Source organism: Pseudomonas tructae, assembly GCF_004214895.1.
GTDB lineage: Bacteria > Pseudomonadota > Gammaproteobacteria > Pseudomonadales > Pseudomonadaceae > Aquipseudomonas > Aquipseudomonas tructae.
On record NZ_CP035952.1, the window covers coordinates 437,317 to 455,841 of the forward strand.

9 protein-coding genes, 2 tRNA genes and 4 rRNA genes are annotated in these 18,525 nt (G+C 57.9%); 8 read left to right on the forward strand and 7 right to left on the reverse strand.

Going from position 1 to position 18,525, the window contains the following annotated elements; genetic code table 11:
* Positions 1 to 148: 148 nt before the first annotated feature.
* The 5 genes from EXN22_RS02095 to EXN22_RS02115 form a co-directional block, all read right to left on the reverse strand.
* Complete coding sequence (locus EXN22_RS02095) at positions 149 to 1,642, reverse strand: acetyl-CoA hydrolase/transferase family protein (RefSeq protein ID WP_130262236.1); 1,494 nt, start codon at positions 1,640 to 1,642, stop codon at positions 149 to 151.
* A 178-nt stretch (positions 1,643 to 1,820) separates the two neighbouring features.
* Positions 1,821 to 3,257, reverse strand: coding sequence for an NAD(P)(+) transhydrogenase (Re/Si-specific) subunit beta (locus EXN22_RS02100; RefSeq protein WP_130262237.1), 1,437 nt, complete (start codon positions 3,255 to 3,257; stop codon positions 1,821 to 1,823).
* A gap of 2 nt (positions 3,258 to 3,259) precedes the next feature.
* Complete coding sequence (locus EXN22_RS02105) at positions 3,260 to 3,592, reverse strand: NAD(P) transhydrogenase subunit alpha (protein ID WP_038997786.1); 333 nt, start codon at positions 3,590 to 3,592, stop codon at positions 3,260 to 3,262.
* Positions 3,593 to 3,603: 11 nt separating this feature from the next.
* Positions 3,604 to 4,725 carry a Re/Si-specific NAD(P)(+) transhydrogenase subunit alpha gene (locus EXN22_RS02110; protein ID WP_130262238.1) on the reverse strand — a complete coding sequence of 374 codons (1,122 nt, stop codon included), beginning with the start codon at positions 4,723 to 4,725 and terminating at the stop codon, positions 3,604 to 3,606.
* A gap of 414 nt (positions 4,726 to 5,139) precedes the next feature.
* Positions 5,140 to 6,057: a LysR family transcriptional regulator gene (locus EXN22_RS02115; RefSeq protein WP_130262239.1), complete on the reverse strand. Its 918-nt coding sequence runs from the start codon at positions 6,055 to 6,057 to the stop codon at positions 5,140 to 5,142.
* 160 nt (positions 6,058 to 6,217) lie between these two features.
* Here EXN22_RS02115 and EXN22_RS02120 point away from each other — a divergent pair, with 160 nt between their 5' ends.
* From EXN22_RS02120 to rrf (EXN22_RS02160), 8 genes are all read left to right on the forward strand, one after another.
* Positions 6,218 to 7,399, forward strand: a complete 1,182-nt coding sequence (locus EXN22_RS02120; protein ID WP_130262240.1) for an acyl-CoA dehydrogenase — start codon at positions 6,218 to 6,220, stop codon at positions 7,397 to 7,399.
* A gap of 13 nt (positions 7,400 to 7,412) precedes the next feature.
* On the forward strand, positions 7,413 to 8,633 hold the full coding sequence (locus EXN22_RS02125; RefSeq protein WP_130262241.1) for a CaiB/BaiF CoA transferase family protein: 1,221 nt from the start codon (positions 7,413 to 7,415) through the stop codon (positions 8,631 to 8,633).
* 546 nt (positions 8,634 to 9,179) lie between these two features.
* Positions 9,180 to 10,716, forward strand: a 16S ribosomal RNA gene (locus tag EXN22_RS02135).
* Positions 10,717 to 10,801: 85 nt separating this feature from the next.
* Positions 10,802 to 10,878: transfer RNA gene (locus tag EXN22_RS02140), tRNA-Ile, on the forward strand.
* A 10-nt stretch (positions 10,879 to 10,888) separates the two neighbouring features.
* Positions 10,889 to 10,964 (forward strand) — tRNA-Ala (locus tag EXN22_RS02145).
* Positions 10,965 to 11,187: 223 nt separating this feature from the next.
* Positions 11,188 to 14,077, forward strand: a 23S ribosomal RNA gene (locus EXN22_RS02150).
* A 138-nt stretch (positions 14,078 to 14,215) separates the two neighbouring features.
* Positions 14,216 to 14,331: ribosomal RNA gene (gene rrf, locus EXN22_RS02155) — 5S ribosomal RNA — on the forward strand.
* Between the two features lie 110 nt (positions 14,332 to 14,441).
* Positions 14,442 to 14,557: ribosomal RNA gene (gene rrf, locus EXN22_RS02160) — 5S ribosomal RNA — on the forward strand.
* The 16S, 23S and 5S rRNA genes sit together here with 2 tRNA genes alongside, the layout of an rRNA operon.
* 151 nt (positions 14,558 to 14,708) lie before the next feature.
* Here the strand turns inward: rrf (EXN22_RS02160) and EXN22_RS02165 are convergent.
* On the reverse strand, positions 14,709 to 15,887 hold the full coding sequence (locus tag EXN22_RS02165) for a PepSY-associated TM helix domain-containing protein (RefSeq protein WP_130262242.1): 1,179 nt from the start codon (positions 15,885 to 15,887) through the stop codon (positions 14,709 to 14,711).
* Between the two features lie 85 nt (positions 15,888 to 15,972).
* A complete protein-coding gene (locus EXN22_RS02170) occupies positions 15,973 to 18,489 on the reverse strand; it encodes a TonB-dependent siderophore receptor (RefSeq protein WP_233281674.1) in 2,517 nt (838 codons plus the stop codon).
* Positions 18,490 to 18,525: the final 36 nt, after the last annotated feature.

Genomic DNA, 18,525 nt, shown 5'->3' on the forward strand with positions numbered 1-18,525 from the left:
GAAATGGTGCATTTCTGAACGAAGAGGGAAGCGAAGCATGGAAAATGGCGCTGAAAACACCGGTACAGTAGAACAGTTTATGCCTTGGAAACTAAATCAGTTGCCCGGCCGGTTGGCGTTGCGCACAACCGGCGGGTGACTGTGCAGGTCAGCTGGCGAGCATGCGCCCGGTTTCTTCCAGGTTTTCGTGCCAGGCCAAGGCTTCGCGCAGGATGTGCGGTGTATGCCCGCCCTTTTCGCAGGCGCGGGTGAAGTAGTCGTTCAGCGCGTCGCGGTAATCCGGGTGCACGCAGTTGTCGATGATCACCCGGGCCCGCTCGCGTGGCGCCAAGCCACGCAGGTCAGCCAGGCCTTGCTCGGTAACGAGAATGTCGACGTCGTGCTCGGTGTGGTCGACGTGGCTGACCATCGGCACCACGCTGGAAATCGCCCCGCCCTTGGCAATCGACTTGGTGACGAAGATCGCCAGGTGCGCGTTGCGGGCGAAGTCGCCCGAGCCACCGATGCCGTTCATCATCCGCGTGCCACAGACGTGAGTGGAGTTGACGTTGCCGTACAGGTCGAACTCGAGGGCCGTGTTGATGCCGATGATGCCCAGGCGGCGCACCACTTCCGGGTGGTTGGAGATTTCCTGCGGGCGCAGTACCAGTTTGCCCTTGTAGCGCTCCAGGTTGCCAAACACATCGGCGTTGCGGCGGCTCGACAAGGTGATCGAGCTGCCCGAGGCGAAACTCAGCTTGCCGGCGTCGATCAAGTCGAAGGTCGAATCCTGCAGCACTTCGGAGTACATGGTCAGGTCTTCGAACGGCGAGTCGATCAGACCGCACATCACCGCGTTGGCGATGTTGCCGATACCGGCCTGCAGCGGGCCGAGCTTGTTGGTCATGCGCCCGGCGTCGACTTCCTGCTTGAGGAAGTTGATCAAGTGGTTGGCGATACCCTGGGTTTCGTCATCCGGCGCCAGTACGGTGGACGGCGAGTCTGGCTGCTCGGTGATGACGATGCCAACGATCTTGGCCGGGTCGATCGGGATCGCGGTGCTGCCGATGCGGTCATCGACTTTTACCAGCGGGATCGGCGTGCGGGTCGGACGATAGGTCGGGATATAGATGTCGTGCAGGCCTTCAAGGTTGGCGTTGTGCGCCAGGTTGATCTCGACAATGACCTGTTTGGCAAAAATTGCGAAGCTGGCCGAGTTGCCCACCGAGGTGGTCGGCACGATGTGGCCTTGCTCGGTGATGGCCACTGCTTCGATGACCGCGATGTCCGGCAGCTTGAGCTGCTGGTTGCGCAGCTGCTCGACGGTTTCCGACAGGTGCTGGTCGATGAACATCACCTCGCCGGCGTTGATCGCCTTGCGCAGGGTGCTGTCGACCTGGAACGGCATGCGACGGGCCAGCACACCGGCCTCGGTCAGTTGTTTATCGAGGTCGTTGCCCAGGCTTGCGCCGGTCATCAGGCTGATTTTCAGCGGCGACTGTTTAGCGCGTTCGGCCAGTGCGTGGGGCACGGCCTTGGCTTCACCGGCGCGGGTGAAACCGCTCATGCCGACGGTCATGCCGTCCTCGATCAGGCCAGCGGCATCAGCCGCACTCATAACCTTGCTGTGCAGGGAGGACAAGCGGATACGATCACGGTACATGGATTGTTATCTCGGGCTACTTAAGCTAGATGCGCAGTCTAGTGTTTTCGCCTGGCTTCGTCCCGCGACCAAGGTCGAATGCAAAGCCTTGAAGCTGAGCCTTCTGTCGGCTGGCCGGGCATGAAAAAGCCCCAGCCGGTACCGCGCTGGGGCTATTTGTCACAGCAGTTTTGAGCGCTTATTCGACCGCTTTGACCATGTCTTCGATGACCTTCTTGGCGTCGCCGAAGACCATCATGGTCTTGTCCAGGTAGAACAGCTCGTTATCCAGGCCGGCGTAGCCGCTGGCCATCGAGCGCTTGTTGACGATGATGGTCTTGGCCTTGAAGGCTTCGAGGATCGGCATGCCGGCAATCGGCGACTTCGGATCGTTCTTGGCCGCCGGATTGACCACGTCGTTGGCGCCGAGCACCAGCACCACGTCGGCCTGGCCGAACTCGGAGTTGATGTCGTCCATCTCGAACACCTGGTCGTACGGCACTTCGGCTTCGGCCAACAGGACGTTCATGTGCCCGGGCATGCGCCCCGCTACCGGGTGAATCGCATACTTCACGGTCACGCCGTTGTGGGTCAGCTTTTCGGTCAGCTCTTTGAGCGCGTGCTGGGCACGGGCCACCGCCAGGCCATAGCCCGGGACGATGATCACGGTGTCGGCGTTGCTGAGCAGGAAGGTGGCGTCGTCGGCCGAACCGGATTTCACCGGGCGGGCTTCCTTGGCTCCTGCTGGGCCGGCCGCTTCTGCCGCACCGCCGAAACCGCCGAGGATGACGTTGAAGAACGAACGGTTCATCGCCTTGCACATGATGTACGAGAGGATCGCACCGGACGAACCGACCAGGGAGCCGGCGATGATCAGCATCGAGTTGTTCAGCGAGAAGCCGATACCGGCGGCCGCCCAGCCCGAGTAGCTGTTGAGCATCGACACCACCACTGGCATGTCGGCGCCGCCAATCGGGATGATGATCAGCACGCCCATGATGAACGCCAGGATCAGCATCAAGGCAAAGGCGCTGTAGCTTCCGGTGAAGGTGAACACCAGGCCCAGGCCGAGGGTGGCCAGGCCCAGGACCAGGTTCAGCTTGTGCTGGCCACTGAACTGTACCGGTGCGCCCTGGAACAGGCGGAACTTGTACTTGCCCGACAGCTTGCCGAAGGCAATGACCGAACCTGAAAAGGTGATCGCACCGATGGCGGCGCCGAGGAACAGCTCCAGGCGGTTACCGGTCGGGATCGGGTCGCTGATGCTGGCAACGATGCCCAGCGATTGCGGTTCGACCACCGCGGCAATGGCGATGAACACCGCGGCCAGGCCGATCATGCTGTGCATGAAGGCGACCAGCTCGGGCATCTTGGTCATTTCAACGCGCTTGGCCATGATCGAGCCGGCGCTACCGCCCACCAGCAGGCCGACGATGACGTAGCCGATGCCATCGGTGGCCAGCTCTGCGCCCAGCTTATAAATGAGGCCCACGGTGGTGATCACCGCCAGGGCCATGCCGAGCATGCCGAACAGGTTGCCGCGTCGCGAGGTAGTCGGGTGCGACAGGCCTTTGAGTGCCTGGATGAAGCACACCGAGGCGACAAGGTAGAGAAGTGTTACCAGGTTCATGCTCATGTTTACTTCTGCCCCTCTTGCTTCGCTGCGCCCTTGCCTGGGGCTTTCTTCTTGAACATCTCCAGCATGCGCCGGGTGACGAGGAAACCGCCGAATACGTTGACCGCGGCAAGGGCCACTGCAAGGGTGCCCATGGTCTTGCCCAGCGGTGTGACGGTCAGCGCGGCGGCCAGCATGGCGCCGACGATGACGATGGCGGAGATGGCGTTGGTGACTGCCATCAGCGGGGTGTGCAGTGCCGGGGTGACGTTCCAGACCACGTGGTAACCGACATAGATCGCCAGCACGAAGATGATCAGGTTATAGACGCCGTGAGAGATCAGCATGTCTTCCATTGTCTGGCTCCTTATCCGTTCTTGCGGATGACCTGGCCGTCGCGGCACATCAGGCACGCGGCGACGATGTCGTCTTCGAGGTTGATCGTCAGTGCGCCGTCCTTGTCGAACAGCAGCTTCATGAAGTCGAGCAGGTTGCGGGCATACAGCGCCGAGGCATCAGCACCTACCTGGGCTGGCAGGTTGGTCGGGCCGACGATGGTCACGCCCTGCTCTACCACTACCTGGTCGGCAACGGTCAGCGGGCAGTTGCCACCCTGGGCTGCGGCCAGGTCGATGACCACCGAGCCGGGCTTCATCTGCGCCACGGTCTCGGCGCTGAGCAAGGTCGGTGCCTTGCGGCCGGGAATCAGTGCGGTGGTAATGACGATATCGGCCTGTTTGGCGCGCTCGTGCACCGCCAGGGCCTGGCGCTGCATCCAGCTGGCCGGCATGGGCCGGGCGTAACCGCCAACACCTTCGGCGCACTCGCGCTCTTCATCGGTCTGGTAAGGGACATCGATGAACTTGGCGCCCAGCGACTCGATCTGCTCTTTTACCGCCGGACGTACGTCCGAGGCTTCGATCACCGCACCCAGGCGCTTGGCCGTGGCAATGGCCTGCAGCCCCGCTACGCCGGCGCCGAGGATCAGCACGCGTGCGGCTTTGACGGTGCCGGCAGCAGTCATCAGCATCGGCATGAAGCGCGGATAGTGGTGAGCCGCCAGCAACACGGCCTTGTAACCGGCGATGTTGGCTTGCGACGACAACACATCGAGGCTTTGCGCCCGCGAGGTGCGCGGCGCAGCTTCAAGGGCAAAGGCGGTGATACCGCACTCGGCCATCTTGGCGATGGTTTGGTTGTTGAACGGATTGAGCATGCCCACCAGGACGGTGCCGCTCTTGATCTGGGCCAGTTCGCTATCGTCAGGGGCTACAACCTTCAGAACAAGCTGAGCTCCAAACGCATCGGCAGCGCTGCCAATTGTGGCGCCTGCTGCTTCATAGGCAATGTCCGGAACGCTGGCATTGACGCCGGCGCCGCTCTGGACGGTGACCTGATGCCCCTGGCCAATCAGTTTCTTGATGGTTTCCGGGGTTGCAGCAACCCGTGTTTCGCCCGTCTGCGTTTCGAGAGGAACACCAATGTGCACGTCATTTCTCCTGCGTGATCTTTTGTTGGTAAACCAGTGCACTGCGGATGGTGCGCTGGGGCGGCCGATCAGCACGATCCCGCCGAATTCAGGCGGGGCGCGGCATTTTGCAGGTGATTCCTGAATCGCTTCAACCAGTTTTGAAGGGTGACGGCAATCAAACTACAAGTCACCCTGTGACCGAATGTCGCAAGAACAGGCCTGGAGCCCGCCAAGCGTGGGCTTCAGGGAGATTACGGTAAAATTTGAAAATTTTCCGCCGATTTTGCTGAATGCCATGATCAAAGCGCGATTTATGCTGTGAAAGTCGCATAGACAGCAGGGTTAAGGGCTTTTGTGAGGGCGCCTGAAACAGTTGGTTTAAATGCGACATTTCCTTATATCTGTAGGGTTTGAGATTTATTGACTACGGGGTCAGCTAAAGCTGTCGTCCTTATGTGCTGCGGCGTAGCGGCTTGCTTCAGTCACCAGCCAGTCGCGGAAGGCGCGCAACGAGGCCGATTCCACCTTGCGCTCGGGGATCATCAGGTAATAAGCCTTGATGCTCGACAGTGCGTGCGGGTTGGCGATCACTAGGCGCCCCTCCGCCAGTTCGCGCTGGATCAGGAAGGGTGGAATCAGCGCCACGCCCATCTCGTGCATGGCGGCCTGTGCCAACATCGAGAATAGCTCATAGCGTGGGCCGGTCATGTCGCGGGCGACGTTCATATCCAGACTGTTGAACCATTGGCGCCAGGCATAGGGTCGGGTGGTCTGCTGCAGCAGCGGTAGTTGGGCAATCTGCCCGAGCGTGAGTTGACGGTTGCCGGCCAGCAACGCCGGGCTGCATACCGGTACGGGGTTCTCCCCCATCAGCCGATGGGACTCGGTGCCCGGCCATTCGGCATCACCAAAGTAGATCGCCGCGTCGAAGCTGGTATCGGCAAACAGGAATGGCCGGGTACGGTTGGTCAGGTTGACCGTAACCTCCGGGTGACGCTGCTGGAATTCCTTGAGGCGCGGTAGGAGCCATTGCGTGCCGAAGGTTGGCACCACCGCCAGTTCAATGGCATTGGCGCCCTGTTGGCCCATCACCGACAAGGTGTCGCGCTCCACGGCATCCAGTTGGGTGGCGACCCGGCGGCTATAGGAAAGCCCGGCCTCTGTGAGTTTCACCCCGCGACGGGAGCGGCGAAACAATTCGACATTGAGAAACTCCTCGAGCCCGGCGATTTGCCGACATACGGCGCCCTGAGTCAGGGAAAGCTCTTGGGAAGCCTTGGTAAAGCTCTCGTGGCGGGCGGCGGCCTCGAAGCAGATCAGGGCCGCTGTGCTGGGGATCTTGCGCCGCATGTACAGCAACCTCACTAATGGTGCGTATAGATGGCCTTTTCGGCCATTGCGAAGTGAGAAAATATCACAAGACCATGCGCAATCCTCGTTTGTCTCGTCGCCTGAACGGGCCTAGGATCAATGCACAACAATTCTGGTCCCATCTCTCGAGGATTCGCTCATGGCCGGTAAAGCAAGCTTCAACTGGATCGACCCGCTGTTGCTCGATCAACAGCTCACTGAAGAAGAGCGTATGGTGCGTGACAGCGCTTATCAGTTCGCCCAGGACAAGCTGGCCCCTCGCGTGTTGGAGGCCTTCCGTCACGAGCAGACCGACCCTGCGATCTTCCGCGAGATGGGCGAAGTTGGCCTGCTGGGGGCAACCATTCCCGAGCAATACGGCGGCAGCGGCCTGAACTATGTGTGCTACGGCCTGATTGCGCGGGAAGTGGAGCGCATCGACTCCGGCTACCGTTCGATGATGAGCGTGCAGTCCTCCCTGGTCATGGTGCCGATCAACGAATTCGGTACCGAGGCCCAGAAGCAGAAGTACCTGCCCAAGCTCGCCAGCGGCGAGTGGATCGGCTGCTTCGGCCTGACCGAGCCCGATCATGGTTCCGACCCGGGGTCGATGATCACCCGCGCCAAGAAGGTCGACGGCGGCTATCGCCTGAGCGGCAGCAAAATGTGGATCACCAACAGCCCGATCGCCGACGTGTTCGTGGTTTGGGCCAAAGATGATGCTGGCGACATTCGCGGTTTTGTTCTCGAGAAAGGCTGGCAGGGCCTGAGTGCCCCGGCGATTCACGGTAAGGTCGGCCTGCGCGCCTCGATTACCGGCGAAATCGTCATGGACAACGTGTTCGTGCCCGAAGAGAACATCTTCCCTGATGTGCGTGGCTTGAAAGGCCCGTTCACCTGTCTGAACTCCGCTCGTTATGGCATCTCCTGGGGCGCCCTGGGGGCTGCGGAAGCCTGCTGGCATACCGCGCGCCAATACACCCTGGATCGCAAGCAGTTCGGTCGCCCGCTTGCCGCCAACCAGCTGATCCAGAAGAAGCTGGCCGACATGCAGACCGAAATCACTCTGGCTTTGCAAGGTTGCCTGCGCCTGGGTCGTATGAAGGACGAAGGTACCGCTGCGGTCGAAATCACCTCGATCATGAAGCGCAACTCCTGCGGCAAGTCCCTGGACATCGCCCGTCTGGCGCGCGACATGCTGGGCGGCAACGGTATCTCGGACGAGTTCGGTGTGGCCCGTCACCTGGTCAACCTTGAGGTGGTCAACACCTATGAAGGCACCCACGACGTGCACGCGCTGATCCTCGGTCGCGCGCAGACCGGCATCCAGTCCTTCTATTAATAAGGAGCCAGCCATGGGCGCGCTATCTCATCTGCGGGTGCTGGACCTGTCGCGAGTGCTGGCCGGGCCGTGGTCCGGGCAGATTCTTGCTGACCTGGGCGCCGAAGTGATCAAGGTCGAGCGTCCAGGCAGCGGCGATGACACGCGCGCCTGGGGGCCGCCCTTCCTCAAGGACGCCTATGGCGAAAACACCAGTGAGGCGGCCTACTACCTGGCGGCCAATCGCAACAAGCGTTCGCTGACCATCGATTTCACCCAGCCCGAGGGCCAGCATCTGGTGCGCGAGCTGGCGGCCAAGTCGGACGTGCTGATCGAGAACTTCAAGGTGGGTGGGCTGTCTGCCTATGGGCTGGACTATGAAAGCCTGAAGGCGATCAATCCGCGTCTGGTGTATTGCTCGGTCACCGGCTTCGGCCAAACCGGCCCCTACGCCAAGCGTGCCGGCTATGATTTCATGATCCAGGGGCTGGGTGGGCTGATGAGCTTGACCGGGCGCTCGGAGGGTGAAGAAGGTGCCGGGCCGGTAAAGGTGGGTGTAGCGCTGACTGACATCCTCACCGGGCTGTACTCGACCGTAGCGATTCTGGCCGCCCTCGCCCATCGTGACCGCGATGGCGGCGGCCAGCACATCGATATGGCGTTGCTCGACGTGCAGGTTGCCTGCCTGGCCAACCAGGCCATGAATTACCTTACTACCGGCACGCCGCCTCGGCGCCTGGGCAATGCTCATCCCAACATCGTGCCTTACCAGGACTTCCCGACTGCTGACGGCGATTTCATTCTGACTGTGGGCAACGACGGGCAGTTTCGCAAGTTCGCCGAGGTTGCTGGCCAGCCGCAGTGGGCGGACGATCCGCGTTTTGCTACTAATAAGCAGCGGGTTGCCAATCGTGCCGAACTGATCCCGTTGATCCGCCAGGCCACGGTGTTCAAGACCACTGCGCAATGGGTCGCGCAGCTGGAGCAGGTGGGTGTGCCGTGCGGTCCTATCAATGACCTGGCGCAGATGTTTGCCGATCCTCAGGTCAAGGCGCGGGGGCTGGCGATCGAAATGCCTCACCCGCTTGCCGGCCAGGTGCCGCAGGTGGCCAGCCCGATTCGTTTGTCCAAGACGCCAGTGGAGTATCGCCATGCGCCGCCGTTGCTGGGTGAGCATACCGAGCAGATCCTCGGTGAGGTGCTGGGCCTGTCGAATGCGGAGATCGAGCGTTTGCGGGTGGCCAGGGTGGTCTGATCCCCTTCCCTTCTATATAGAGAGGCGTTTCAAGGGCTTGTTGTCATAAGTTTGTAATAAGTCCTTGACGCCCGATTTAATCTCTCTATAATTCGCCCCACTTCCGGCGCAGTCAGAACTGAAAACTCCTTGAGTTTCAATGAGTTAGCAGTTCAGGGTGGTGTTGGAGGGGCTTCGATCGAAAGATCGCTAGCGGTGAAAAAGGCGGTTGACAGCGGATTGAAACGCTGTAGAATTCGCCTCCCGCTAACGAGAGATCGCAGCGAGTCAAGTGCTTGAAGTGAAACGAAAAACTTCAAAATAAACGCTTGACAGACCCTGAGGAAAGCGTAGAATGCGCGCCTCGGTTGAGATGAAAAGCTCTTAACCAACCGCTCTTTAACAACTGAATCAAGCAATTCGTGTGGGTGCTTGTGAGCTCAGACTGATAGTCAAAAAGATTATCAGCATCACAAGTGGCTACACGAAAAATCGAAAGATTTTGAAAGTAAGTCATTTGAGATTGCTGAGCCAAGTTTAGGGTTTTCTCAAAACCCAAGCAGTATTGAACTGAAGAGTTTGATCATGGCTCAGATTGAACGCTGGCGGCAGGCCTAACACATGCAAGTCGAGCGGATGAGAAGAGCTTGCTCTTCGATTCAGCGGCGGACGGGTGAGTAATACCTAGGAATCTGCCTGGTAGTGGGGGACAACGTTTCGAAAGGAACGCTAATACCGCATACGCCCTACGGGGGAAAGCAGGGGACCTTCGGGCCTTGCGCTATCAGATGAGCCTAGGTCGGATTAGCTAGTTGGTGAGGTAATGGCTCACCAAGGCGACGATCCGTAACTGGTCTGAGAGGATGATCAGTCACACTGGAACTGAGACACGGTCCAGACTCCTACGGGAGGCAGCAGTGGGGAATATTGGACAATGGGCGAAAGCCTGATCCAGCCATGCCGCGTGTGTGAAGAAGGTCTTCGGATTGTAAAGCACTTTAAGTTGGGAGGAAGGGTACTTACCTAATACGTGAGTATCTTGACGTTACCGACAGAATAAGCACCGGCTAACTCTGTGCCAGCAGCCGCGGTAATACAGAGGGTGCAAGCGTTAATCGGAATTACTGGGCGTAAAGCGCGCGTAGGTGGTTCGTTAAGTTGGATGTGAAATCCCCGGGCTCAACCTGGGAACTGCATCCAAAACTGGCGAGCTAGAGTAGGGCAGAGGGTGGTGGAATTTCCTGTGTAGCGGTGAAATGCGTAGATATAGGAAGGAACACCAGTGGCGAAGGCGACCACCTGGGCTCATACTGACACTGAGGTGCGAAAGCGTGGGGAGCAAACAGGATTAGATACCCTGGTAGTCCACGCCGTAAACGATGTCAACTAGCCGTTGGAATCCTTGAGATTTTAGTGGCGCAGCTAACGCATTAAGTTGACCGCCTGGGGAGTACGGCCGCAAGGTTAAAACTCAAATGAATTGACGGGGGCCCGCACAAGCGGTGGAGCATGTGGTTTAATTCGAAGCAACGCGAAGAACCTTACCAGGCCTTGACATGCAGAGAACTTTCCAGAGATGGATTGGTGCCTTCGGGAACTCTGACACAGGTGCTGCATGGCTGTCGTCAGCTCGTGTCGTGAGATGTTGGGTTAAGTCCCGTAACGAGCGCAACCCTTGTCCTTAGTTACCAGCACGTAATGGTGGGCACTCTAAGGAGACTGCCGGTGACAAACCGGAGGAAGGTGGGGATGACGTCAAGTCATCATGGCCCTTACGGCCTGGGCTACACACGTGCTACAATGGTCGGTACAGAGGGTTGCCAAGCCGCGAGGTGGAGCTAATCTCACAAAACCGATCGTAGTCCGGATCGCAGTCTGCAACTCGACTGCGTGAAGTCGGAATCGCTAGTAATCGCGAATCAGAATGTCGCGGTGAATACGTTCCCGGGCCTTGTACACACCGCCCGTCACACCATGGGAGTGGGTTGCACCAGAAGTAGCTAGTCTAACCTTCGGGAGGACGGTTACCACGGTGTGATTCATGACTGGGGTGAAGTCGTAACAAGGTAGCCGTAGGGGAACCTGCGGCTGGATCACCTCCTTAATCGACAGACATCAGCTGTCTTATGAGCTCCCACACGAATTGCTTGATTCATTGAAGAAGACGATATCGGTAACAGCTCTTGACTGGGTCTGTAGCTCAGTTGGTTAGAGCGCACCCCTGATAAGGGTGAGGTCGGCAGTTCGAATCTGCCCAGACCCACCAGTTTCTTGTTGGGGCCATAGCTCAGCTGGGAGAGCGCCTGCCTTGCACGCAGGAGGTCAGCGGTTCGATCCCGCTTGGCTCCACCACCCCTTTGTTACCATGTCAAAGCTTAGAAATGAATATTCGCTTCGAATATTGATTTCTGAACTTTTTCAGAATCGTTCTTTAAAAATTTGGGTATGTGATAGAAAGATAGACTGGGCAGCACTTTCACTGGTGTGTGTTCAGGCTAAGGTAAAATTTGTGAGACATTACAAATTTTCGGCGAATGTTGTCTTCACAGTATAACCAGATTGCTTGGGGTTATATGGTCAAGTGAAGAAGCGCATACGGTGGATGCCTTGGCAGTCAGAGGCGATGAAAGACGTGGTAGCCTGCGATAAGCTTCGGGGAGTCGGCAAACAGACTTTGATCCGGAGATCTCTGAATGGGGGAACCCACTCAGCATAAGCTGAGTATCTTGTACTGAATACATAGGTGCAAGAGGCGAACCAGGGGAACTGAAACATCTAAGTACCCTGAGGAAAAGAAATCAACCGAGATTCCCTTAGTAGTGGCGAGCGAACGGGGACTAGCCCTTAAGTGGCTTTGAGATTAGCGGAACGCTCTGGAAAGTGCGGCCATAGTGGGTGATAGCCCTGTACGCGAAAATCTCTTGGTCATGAAATCGAGTAGGACGGAGCACGAGAAACTTTGTCTGAATATGGGGGGACCATCCTCCAAGGCTAAATACTACTGACTGACCGATAGTGAACCAGTACCGTGAGGGAAAGGCGAAAAGAACCCCGGAGAGGGGAGTGAAATAGATCCTGAAACCGTATGCGTACAAGCAGTGGGAGCCTACTTGTTAGGTGACTGCGTACCTTTTGTATAATGGGTCAGCGACTTATATTCAGTGGCGAGCTTAACCGAATAGGGGAGGCGTAGCGAAAGCGAGTGTTAATAGCGCGTTTAGTCGCTGGGTATAGACCCGAAACCGGGCGATCTATCCATGGGCAGGTTGAAGGTTAGGTAACACTGACTGGAGGACCGAACCGACTACCGTTGAAAAGTTAGCGGATGACCTGTGGATCGGAGTGAAAGGCTAATCAAGCTCGGAGATAGCTGGTTCTCCTCGAAAGCTATTTAGGTAGCGCCTCATGTATCACTGTAGGGGGTAGAGCACTGTTTCGGCTAGGGGGTCATCCCGACTTACCAAACCGATGCAAACTCCGAATACCTACAAGTGCCGAGCATGGGAGACACACGGCGGGTGCTAACGTCCGTCGTGAAAAGGGAAACAACCCAGACCGTCAGCTAAGGTCCCAAAGTTATGGTTAAGTGGGAAACGATGTGGGAAGGCTTAGACAGCTAGGAGGTTGGCTTAGAAGCAGCCACCCTTTAAAGAAAGCGTAATAGCTCACTAGTCGAGTCGGCCTGCGCGGAAGATGTAACGGGGCTCAAACCATACACCGAAGCTACGGGTGTCACTTAGGTGACGCGGTAGAGGAGCGTTCTGTAAGCCTGTGAAGGTGAGTTGAGAAGCTTGCTGGAGGTATCAGAAGTGCGAATGCTGACATGAGTAACGACAATGGGAGTGAAAAACTCCCACGCCGAAAGACCAAGGTTTCCTGCGCAACGTTAATCGACGCAGGGTTAGTCGGTCCCTAAGGCGAGGCTGAAAAGCGTAGTCGATGGAAAACAGGTTAATATTCCTGTACTTCTGGTTATTGCGATGGAGGGACGGAGAAGGCTAGGCCAGCTTGGCGTTGGTTGTCCAAGTTTAAGGTGGTAGGCTGAGATCTTAGGTAAATCCGGGATCTTAAGGCCGAGAGCTGATGACGAGTTGCCATTAGGCGACGAAGTGGTTGATGCCATGCTTCCAAGAAAAGCTTCTAAGCTTCAGGTAACCAGGAACCGTACCCCAAACCGACACAGGTGGTTGGGTAGAGAATACCAAGGCGCTTGAGAGAACTCGGGTGAAGGAACTAGGCAAAATGGCACCGTAACTTCGGGAGAAGGTGCGCCGGTGAGGGTGAAGGACTTGCTCCGTAAGCTCATGCCGGTCGAAGATACCAGGCCGCTGCGACTGTTTATTAAAAACACAGCACTCTGCAAACACGAAAGTGGACGTATAGGGTGTGACGCCTGCCCGGTGCCGGAAGGTTAATTGATGGGGTTAGCTAACGCGAAGCTCTTGATCGAAGCCCCGGTAAACGGCGGCCGTAACTATAACGGTCCTAAGGTAGCGAAATTCCTTGTCGGGTAAGTTCCGACCTGCACGAATGGCGTAACGATGGCGGCGCTGTCTCCACCCGAGACTCAGTGAAATTGAAATCGCTGTGAAGATGCAGTGTATCCGCGGCTAGACGGAAAGACCCCGTGAACCTTTACTATAGCTTTGCACTGGACTTTGAATTTGCTTGTGTAGGATAGGTGGGAGGCTTTGAAGCGTGGACGCCAGTTCGCGTGGAGCCATCCTTGAAATACCACCCTGGCAACTTTGAGGTTCTAACTCAGGTCCGTTATCCGGATCGAGGACAGTGTATGGTGGGTAGTTTGACTGGGGCGGTCTCCTCCTAAAGAGTAACGGAGGAGTACGAAGGTGCGCTCAGACCGGTCGGAAATCGGTCGTAGAGTATAAAGGCAAAAGCGCGCTTGACTGCGAGACAGACACGTCGAGCAGGTACGAAAGTAGGTCTTAGTGATCCGGTGGTTCTGTATGGAAGGGCCATCGCTCAACGGATAAAAGGTACTCCGGGGATAACAGGCTGATACCGCCCAAGAGTTCATATCGACGGCGGTGTTTGGCACCTCGATGTCGGCTCATCACATCCTGGGGCTGAAGCCGGTCCCAAGGGTATGGCTGTTCGCCATTTAAAGTGGTACGCGAGCTGGGTTTAGAACGTCGTGAGACAGTTCGGTCCCTATCTGCCGTGGACGTTTGAGATTTGAGAGGGGCTGCTCCTAGTACGAGAGGACCGGAGTGGACGAACCTCTGGTGTTCCGGTTGTCACGCCAGTGGCATTGCCGGGTAGCTATGTTCGGAAGAGATAACCGCTGAAAGCATCTAAGCGGGAAACTTGCCTCAAGATGAGATCTCACTGGAGCCTTGAGCTCCCTGAAGGGCCGTCGAAGACTACGACGTTGATAGGTTGGGTGTGTAAGCGCTGTGAGGCGTTGAGCTAACCAATACTAATTGCCCGTGAGGCTTGACCATATAACACCCAAGCAATTTGCGTCGAATGACCAGATTGCGGTGTTGTGAAGACACAAAGCCGAGAATTTGTACCTCACAAACCATCACATACCCGATTCGCTGGAGTGTCTTAAACAAGACCTTCTGGCAACAGAATTTCTTGACGACCATAGAGCATTGGAACCACCTGATCCCATCCCGAACTCAGCAGTGAAACGATGCATCGCCGATGGTAGTGTGGGGTTTCCCCATGTGAGAGTAGGTCATCGTCAAGATTAAATTCCGAAACCCCTATCTGCGCATGCAGGTAGGGGTTTTGTCTTTAGAGTAGAAGCATCAAGAATTCGCTGGCACGTCGCAACAGACGGACCGGCACACAGAATTTCTTGACGACCATAGAGCATTGGAACCACCTGATCCCATCCCGAACTCAGCAGTGAAACGATGCATCGCCGATGGTAGTGTGGGGTTTCCCCATGTGAGAGTAGGTCATCGTCAAGATTCATTCCGAAACCCCTGTCTGCGCTGCAGACAGGGGTTTTGTCTTTCTGGCGGTTGCAGATTTCGCTTTCTGTGGTGGTGGTGCTGATGGTGGGAGCGGGCTTGCCCCGCGAGACGATGTAACAGGCAGACCGCAATCGACAGATCCTGTTTAGGCAGCCCTGCGCACCTTCCCACTGCGCCGCGCCTGCAACTTGCGCCACCAGATATACACCCCGGTCAACGACAGCACCGCAATCATCACCCCCAACACTGCAATCAACACCTGCCCGGTCATCCCGATGATGCGCCCGCCATGGATGGGGAGCTGCAGGCGGTAAAAGCGTTCCCCCAGGGTGCCTTGTCCGGCAATCTCCTTGCCCAGCAGACGCCCGTCAGTCCCATGAAAGAACAACCAGGACTTACCCTGGGCATCGGTATCGTGCTGGCCAAACCCCGCGCCGTAGAAGTTGTACTCGAAGCTGTAGTACAGCTCACCGATCGGTGCCGTTAGCCCCAGCCGCTGACCTTCCTGCTGTGCCAACTGATAAGCCTGTTGATAGCTCAGTTGGGTAACCCCCAGTTGGTCCTTGGGCAGGCCCCCACGGGCCTCATACACGCTTGGCTCGACCGGTGAAAACAGCGACACCGCCGGTTTGAACACCTGGGCTGGCAGGTTCATCGCCACGCTGCTGATCGCAATCGGCAGCAGCAATAACCACAACCACAAACCGCCCGCCCTGTGGATATCCATGTTCAGCCGATAGGCATGGCCACCTTTGATCTTCCAGGCTTTCGCCCACTTGCCCCAGAACGGCCGCCCACGGGGAAAGGTCAGCAGCACGGCGATAAAGCAGTCGATTACCCACATGATTGCCACCACGCCCATCAGCAGAATCCCCCAGTTGCCGGGCAGGGTCAGGCTGTAGTGCAACTCGAGCATGAATGGCATGAAGTTCTCGCGGGAGAAACAGCATTCGCCCCAGAAACGCTTGCCCAGGGTCAGGCCGCTGACCGGATCGAGATAGAACACGGTGTTCTTCTCGGCATAGGGCTCGCCGCTCGCAGGGTCGTTGCGCGGCACCATCGCCAGCAGCGCGGCATGCCCTGGCTCGTTTGGGTACTCCATGTACCAGACCTGCAGCCGCGGGTGCTCGGCCTGCAACTTATCCACAAGCACGCCCGGTTGCTGCCGTTCACCCACCGCGGGGGCTTCGTAGAACGACGGGTTGAGCCACTCGTCCAGTTCGTGATGAAAGGCCAGGACACTGCCGGTAAGGCCGGCCAGGGCCAGAAACAGTGCAGTGATCAGGCCGAGGTAGCGGTGTAGCAATACGTAATGCTGACGCATGAGCAAAGGTCCGCAGCAAGTTGCCAGAGGCAACAAAGCCAGCGCCCGAAATCAGGCGCTGGCTTTGGCGTTCATACAGGTGGGGTCAGAACTGATAGCTGACCGTGGCACTGACATTGCGCTCTTCACCCATGTAGCAGTAACTCAGGCTGGCACAGGAGGCGATGTAGCTTTCATTGGTGAGGTTGTTGGCATTGAGCCGTACATCAACCCCCTTGAGCCCGACCTTGCCCAAGTCATAGCCAAGCGAAGCATCGAACAGGGTGTAGGAAGGCACTTTCATAGTGTTCTCGGCGTCGACCCAGCTGGAGCCGACATAGCGCACACCGCCACCCAGACGCAGACCATCGAGGGCGCCCTGGCGGAAGTTGTAGTCAGCCCACAGCGAGGCCATGTGCCGCGGCGCCTGGGTCGGCGAATTACCCTTGTTATCGAGGTCGCTGGCAAACAGCGTGCTCGGCATCGACTTGGAGTATTCGATATCGGTGAAGGTGTAGCTGCCGAGGACTTTGAGGTTATCGGTGACCTGCATATGCGCTTCCAGCTCCAGGCCCTGGGAGCGGACTTGGCCGATAGGGCGGTAGAACTCTTCCTGCGGCAGTTTGGACGCAAGGTTCTCCTGCTCGATGCGGAACACCGAGGCCGTGAACAGGTTGTCGGTGCCCGGCGGCTGGTACTTGATACCGGCTTCCCACTGGGTACCGTCAGTCGGTGCCAGTGGGTTGCCCGACTGGTCGGCGTAGGAGTTGGGGTTGAACGACTCGGAGTAGCTGATATACGGCGCAATACCGTTCTCGAACAGGTACAGCACACCGGCGCGGCCGGTCAGCTTGGTGCGTTCGTCGCTGATCTTGGTACCCAACGGGCGGCTGGCTTCGGCGATGCGGTTTTCATCCGAGGTCTTCACCCAGTCCTGGCGCAGGCCCAGGGAGAAACGCCACTGGTCAAGCTCGATCAGGTCCTGCAGGTACACGCCGGTCTGCTGCAGGCGACGCAGATAGCTTGTGGGGTCAAAGTAGGTAATTTCCGAGTTGCCGTACTGCGGGTCGAAGGCATTGATCGGTGCCAGGGCGCCACTGCGCCAGTCGACCACGGTCTTGCGCCGCTGGTAGTCCAGGCCCAGTAAAGTGGTGTGCTTGGCACTGCCGGTGAAGTATTCGGCCTGAAGCATGTTGTCGATGATGTAGGCGTGCAGTTTTTCATCGCCGCCGGTGTAGTAGCGGTTCAGTTCGTTGCTGGTTGGGGTGGTCCAGCCCCAGGCATAGACCTGGTCCATTTTCACCGTTGAATCCAGGTAGCGGAAGTTCTGCCGTGCAGTGAACACGTCGTTGAAGCGATGTTCGAACTGGTAGCCGAACGACTGTTGATCGCGCTCGTAGCGATCGATCCCCGGCTCGCCTTCAAAGAAATGATCGGAGATACGCTGGCCATTGCGTTGGTGCAGTGCGCCATCGGCTGGCACGCCGGCGTGGTAGCCGCCGTCAGGGTCGTGTTGCAGGTAAGCCTGCAGGGTCAGCGAGGTGTCTTCGCTGAAGTTGATGCTGACGGTCGGTGCCAGGGCGAAGCGTTTTTCTTTATTGTGGTCGAACTGGGTGTCGGACTGATCGGCCAGCCCCACCAGGCGGTAGGCAATGCGCTTGTCGTCATCCAGCGGGCCGCTGAAGTCGAATCCAACGCCACGCTGGCCCTGGGTGCCGACGCTGGCCTGAACTTGATGATAGGCCTCATACAGGGGCTTCTTGCTGGTCAGGGCGACCAGGCCACCGGGTGAGCTGCGGCCATAGAGCACCGAAGACGGCCCCTTGAGGATATCCACCCGCTCGAGGAAGTACGGGTCGACCTGCATGGTGCTGTAGGTGCCGCTATCACCCATGGACTTGAGACCGTCCAGATAGATGTTATCCACAGAGCCGTCGTTGAAGCCGCGCATGGCGACGTAGTCGTATCGGTGCGTGGCGCCATAGGGGTTGGTCAGCACGCCCGGGGTGTAGCGCATGGTCTGGGCCACCGTCTGCGAGCCCTGGTCGTCCATTTGCTGACGAGTGACCACCGATACAGATTGCGAGGTTTCCAGAATCGGCGCACTGGTCTTGGTCGCCACCTGGCTGTGGGTGGCGTTGTAGCCTTCCATGCTGCCCAGCGCATTACCCAGGGCAAACTCGCGTACTTCGGTGCTCGGCAACGACAGCGCGGCGTCCTGTGGCTGAGCTCGCAGCACATAGCTACCGCCATCCTGACTGACGGCCTCCAGGCCCGAACCGTTGAGCAACTGGTGCAGGGCCTGGTCGGTGGCGTAGTTGCCTTGCAGGCCTGGCGATTGCAAGCCCTGGGTCGTTTGCGGGGTGCTCGACAAAGTGATGCCGGCCTTGCGGGCGAATTGGTTGAGCACCTCATCCAGGGAGCCTGCGGGGATGTTGTACTGCTGGCTGACACTGCCCACCTGGGCGGCCAGCGTCACTGCCGGTACGGCAGCGATGCCCAGGGCGGTACCGAGCAGCGCGGCGCGGATAGCCTTGCCTAGCAAGCTGCCGGCTGCAGAATCTAAGTCAGATTGAAAATCATTTTTCTTGTTGAGCCGCAGCAGGGGCGAAGCATTACGCATGGAGAGATCCGTAGAGTCGGTAAGGGCAGAAGGAGT

Coding starts and splice junctions, on each gene's coding strand:
- EXN22_RS02120 (WP_130262240.1), top strand. CDS start 6,218: ATGGCCGGTAAAGCAAGCTTCAACTGGATCGACCCGCTGTTGCTCGAT.
- EXN22_RS02165 (WP_130262242.1), bottom strand. CDS start 15,887: ATGCGTCAGCATTACGTATTGCTACACCGCTACCTCGGCCTGATCACT.
- EXN22_RS02125 (WP_130262241.1), top strand. CDS start 7,413: ATGGGCGCGCTATCTCATCTGCGGGTGCTGGACCTGTCGCGAGTGCTG.
- EXN22_RS02095 (WP_130262236.1), bottom strand. CDS start 1,642: ATGTACCGTGATCGTATCCGCTTGTCCTCCCTGCACAGCAAGGTTATG.
- EXN22_RS02170 (WP_233281674.1), bottom strand. CDS start 18,489: ATGCGTAATGCTTCGCCCCTGCTGCGGCTCAACAAGAAAAATGATTTT.
- EXN22_RS02100 (WP_130262237.1), bottom strand. CDS start 3,257: ATGAGCATGAACCTGGTAACACTTCTCTACCTTGTCGCCTCGGTGTGC.
- EXN22_RS02105 (WP_038997786.1), bottom strand. CDS start 3,592: ATGGAAGACATGCTGATCTCTCACGGCGTCTATAACCTGATCATCTTC.
- EXN22_RS02115 (WP_130262239.1), bottom strand. CDS start 6,057: ATGCGGCGCAAGATCCCCAGCACAGCGGCCCTGATCTGCTTCGAGGCC.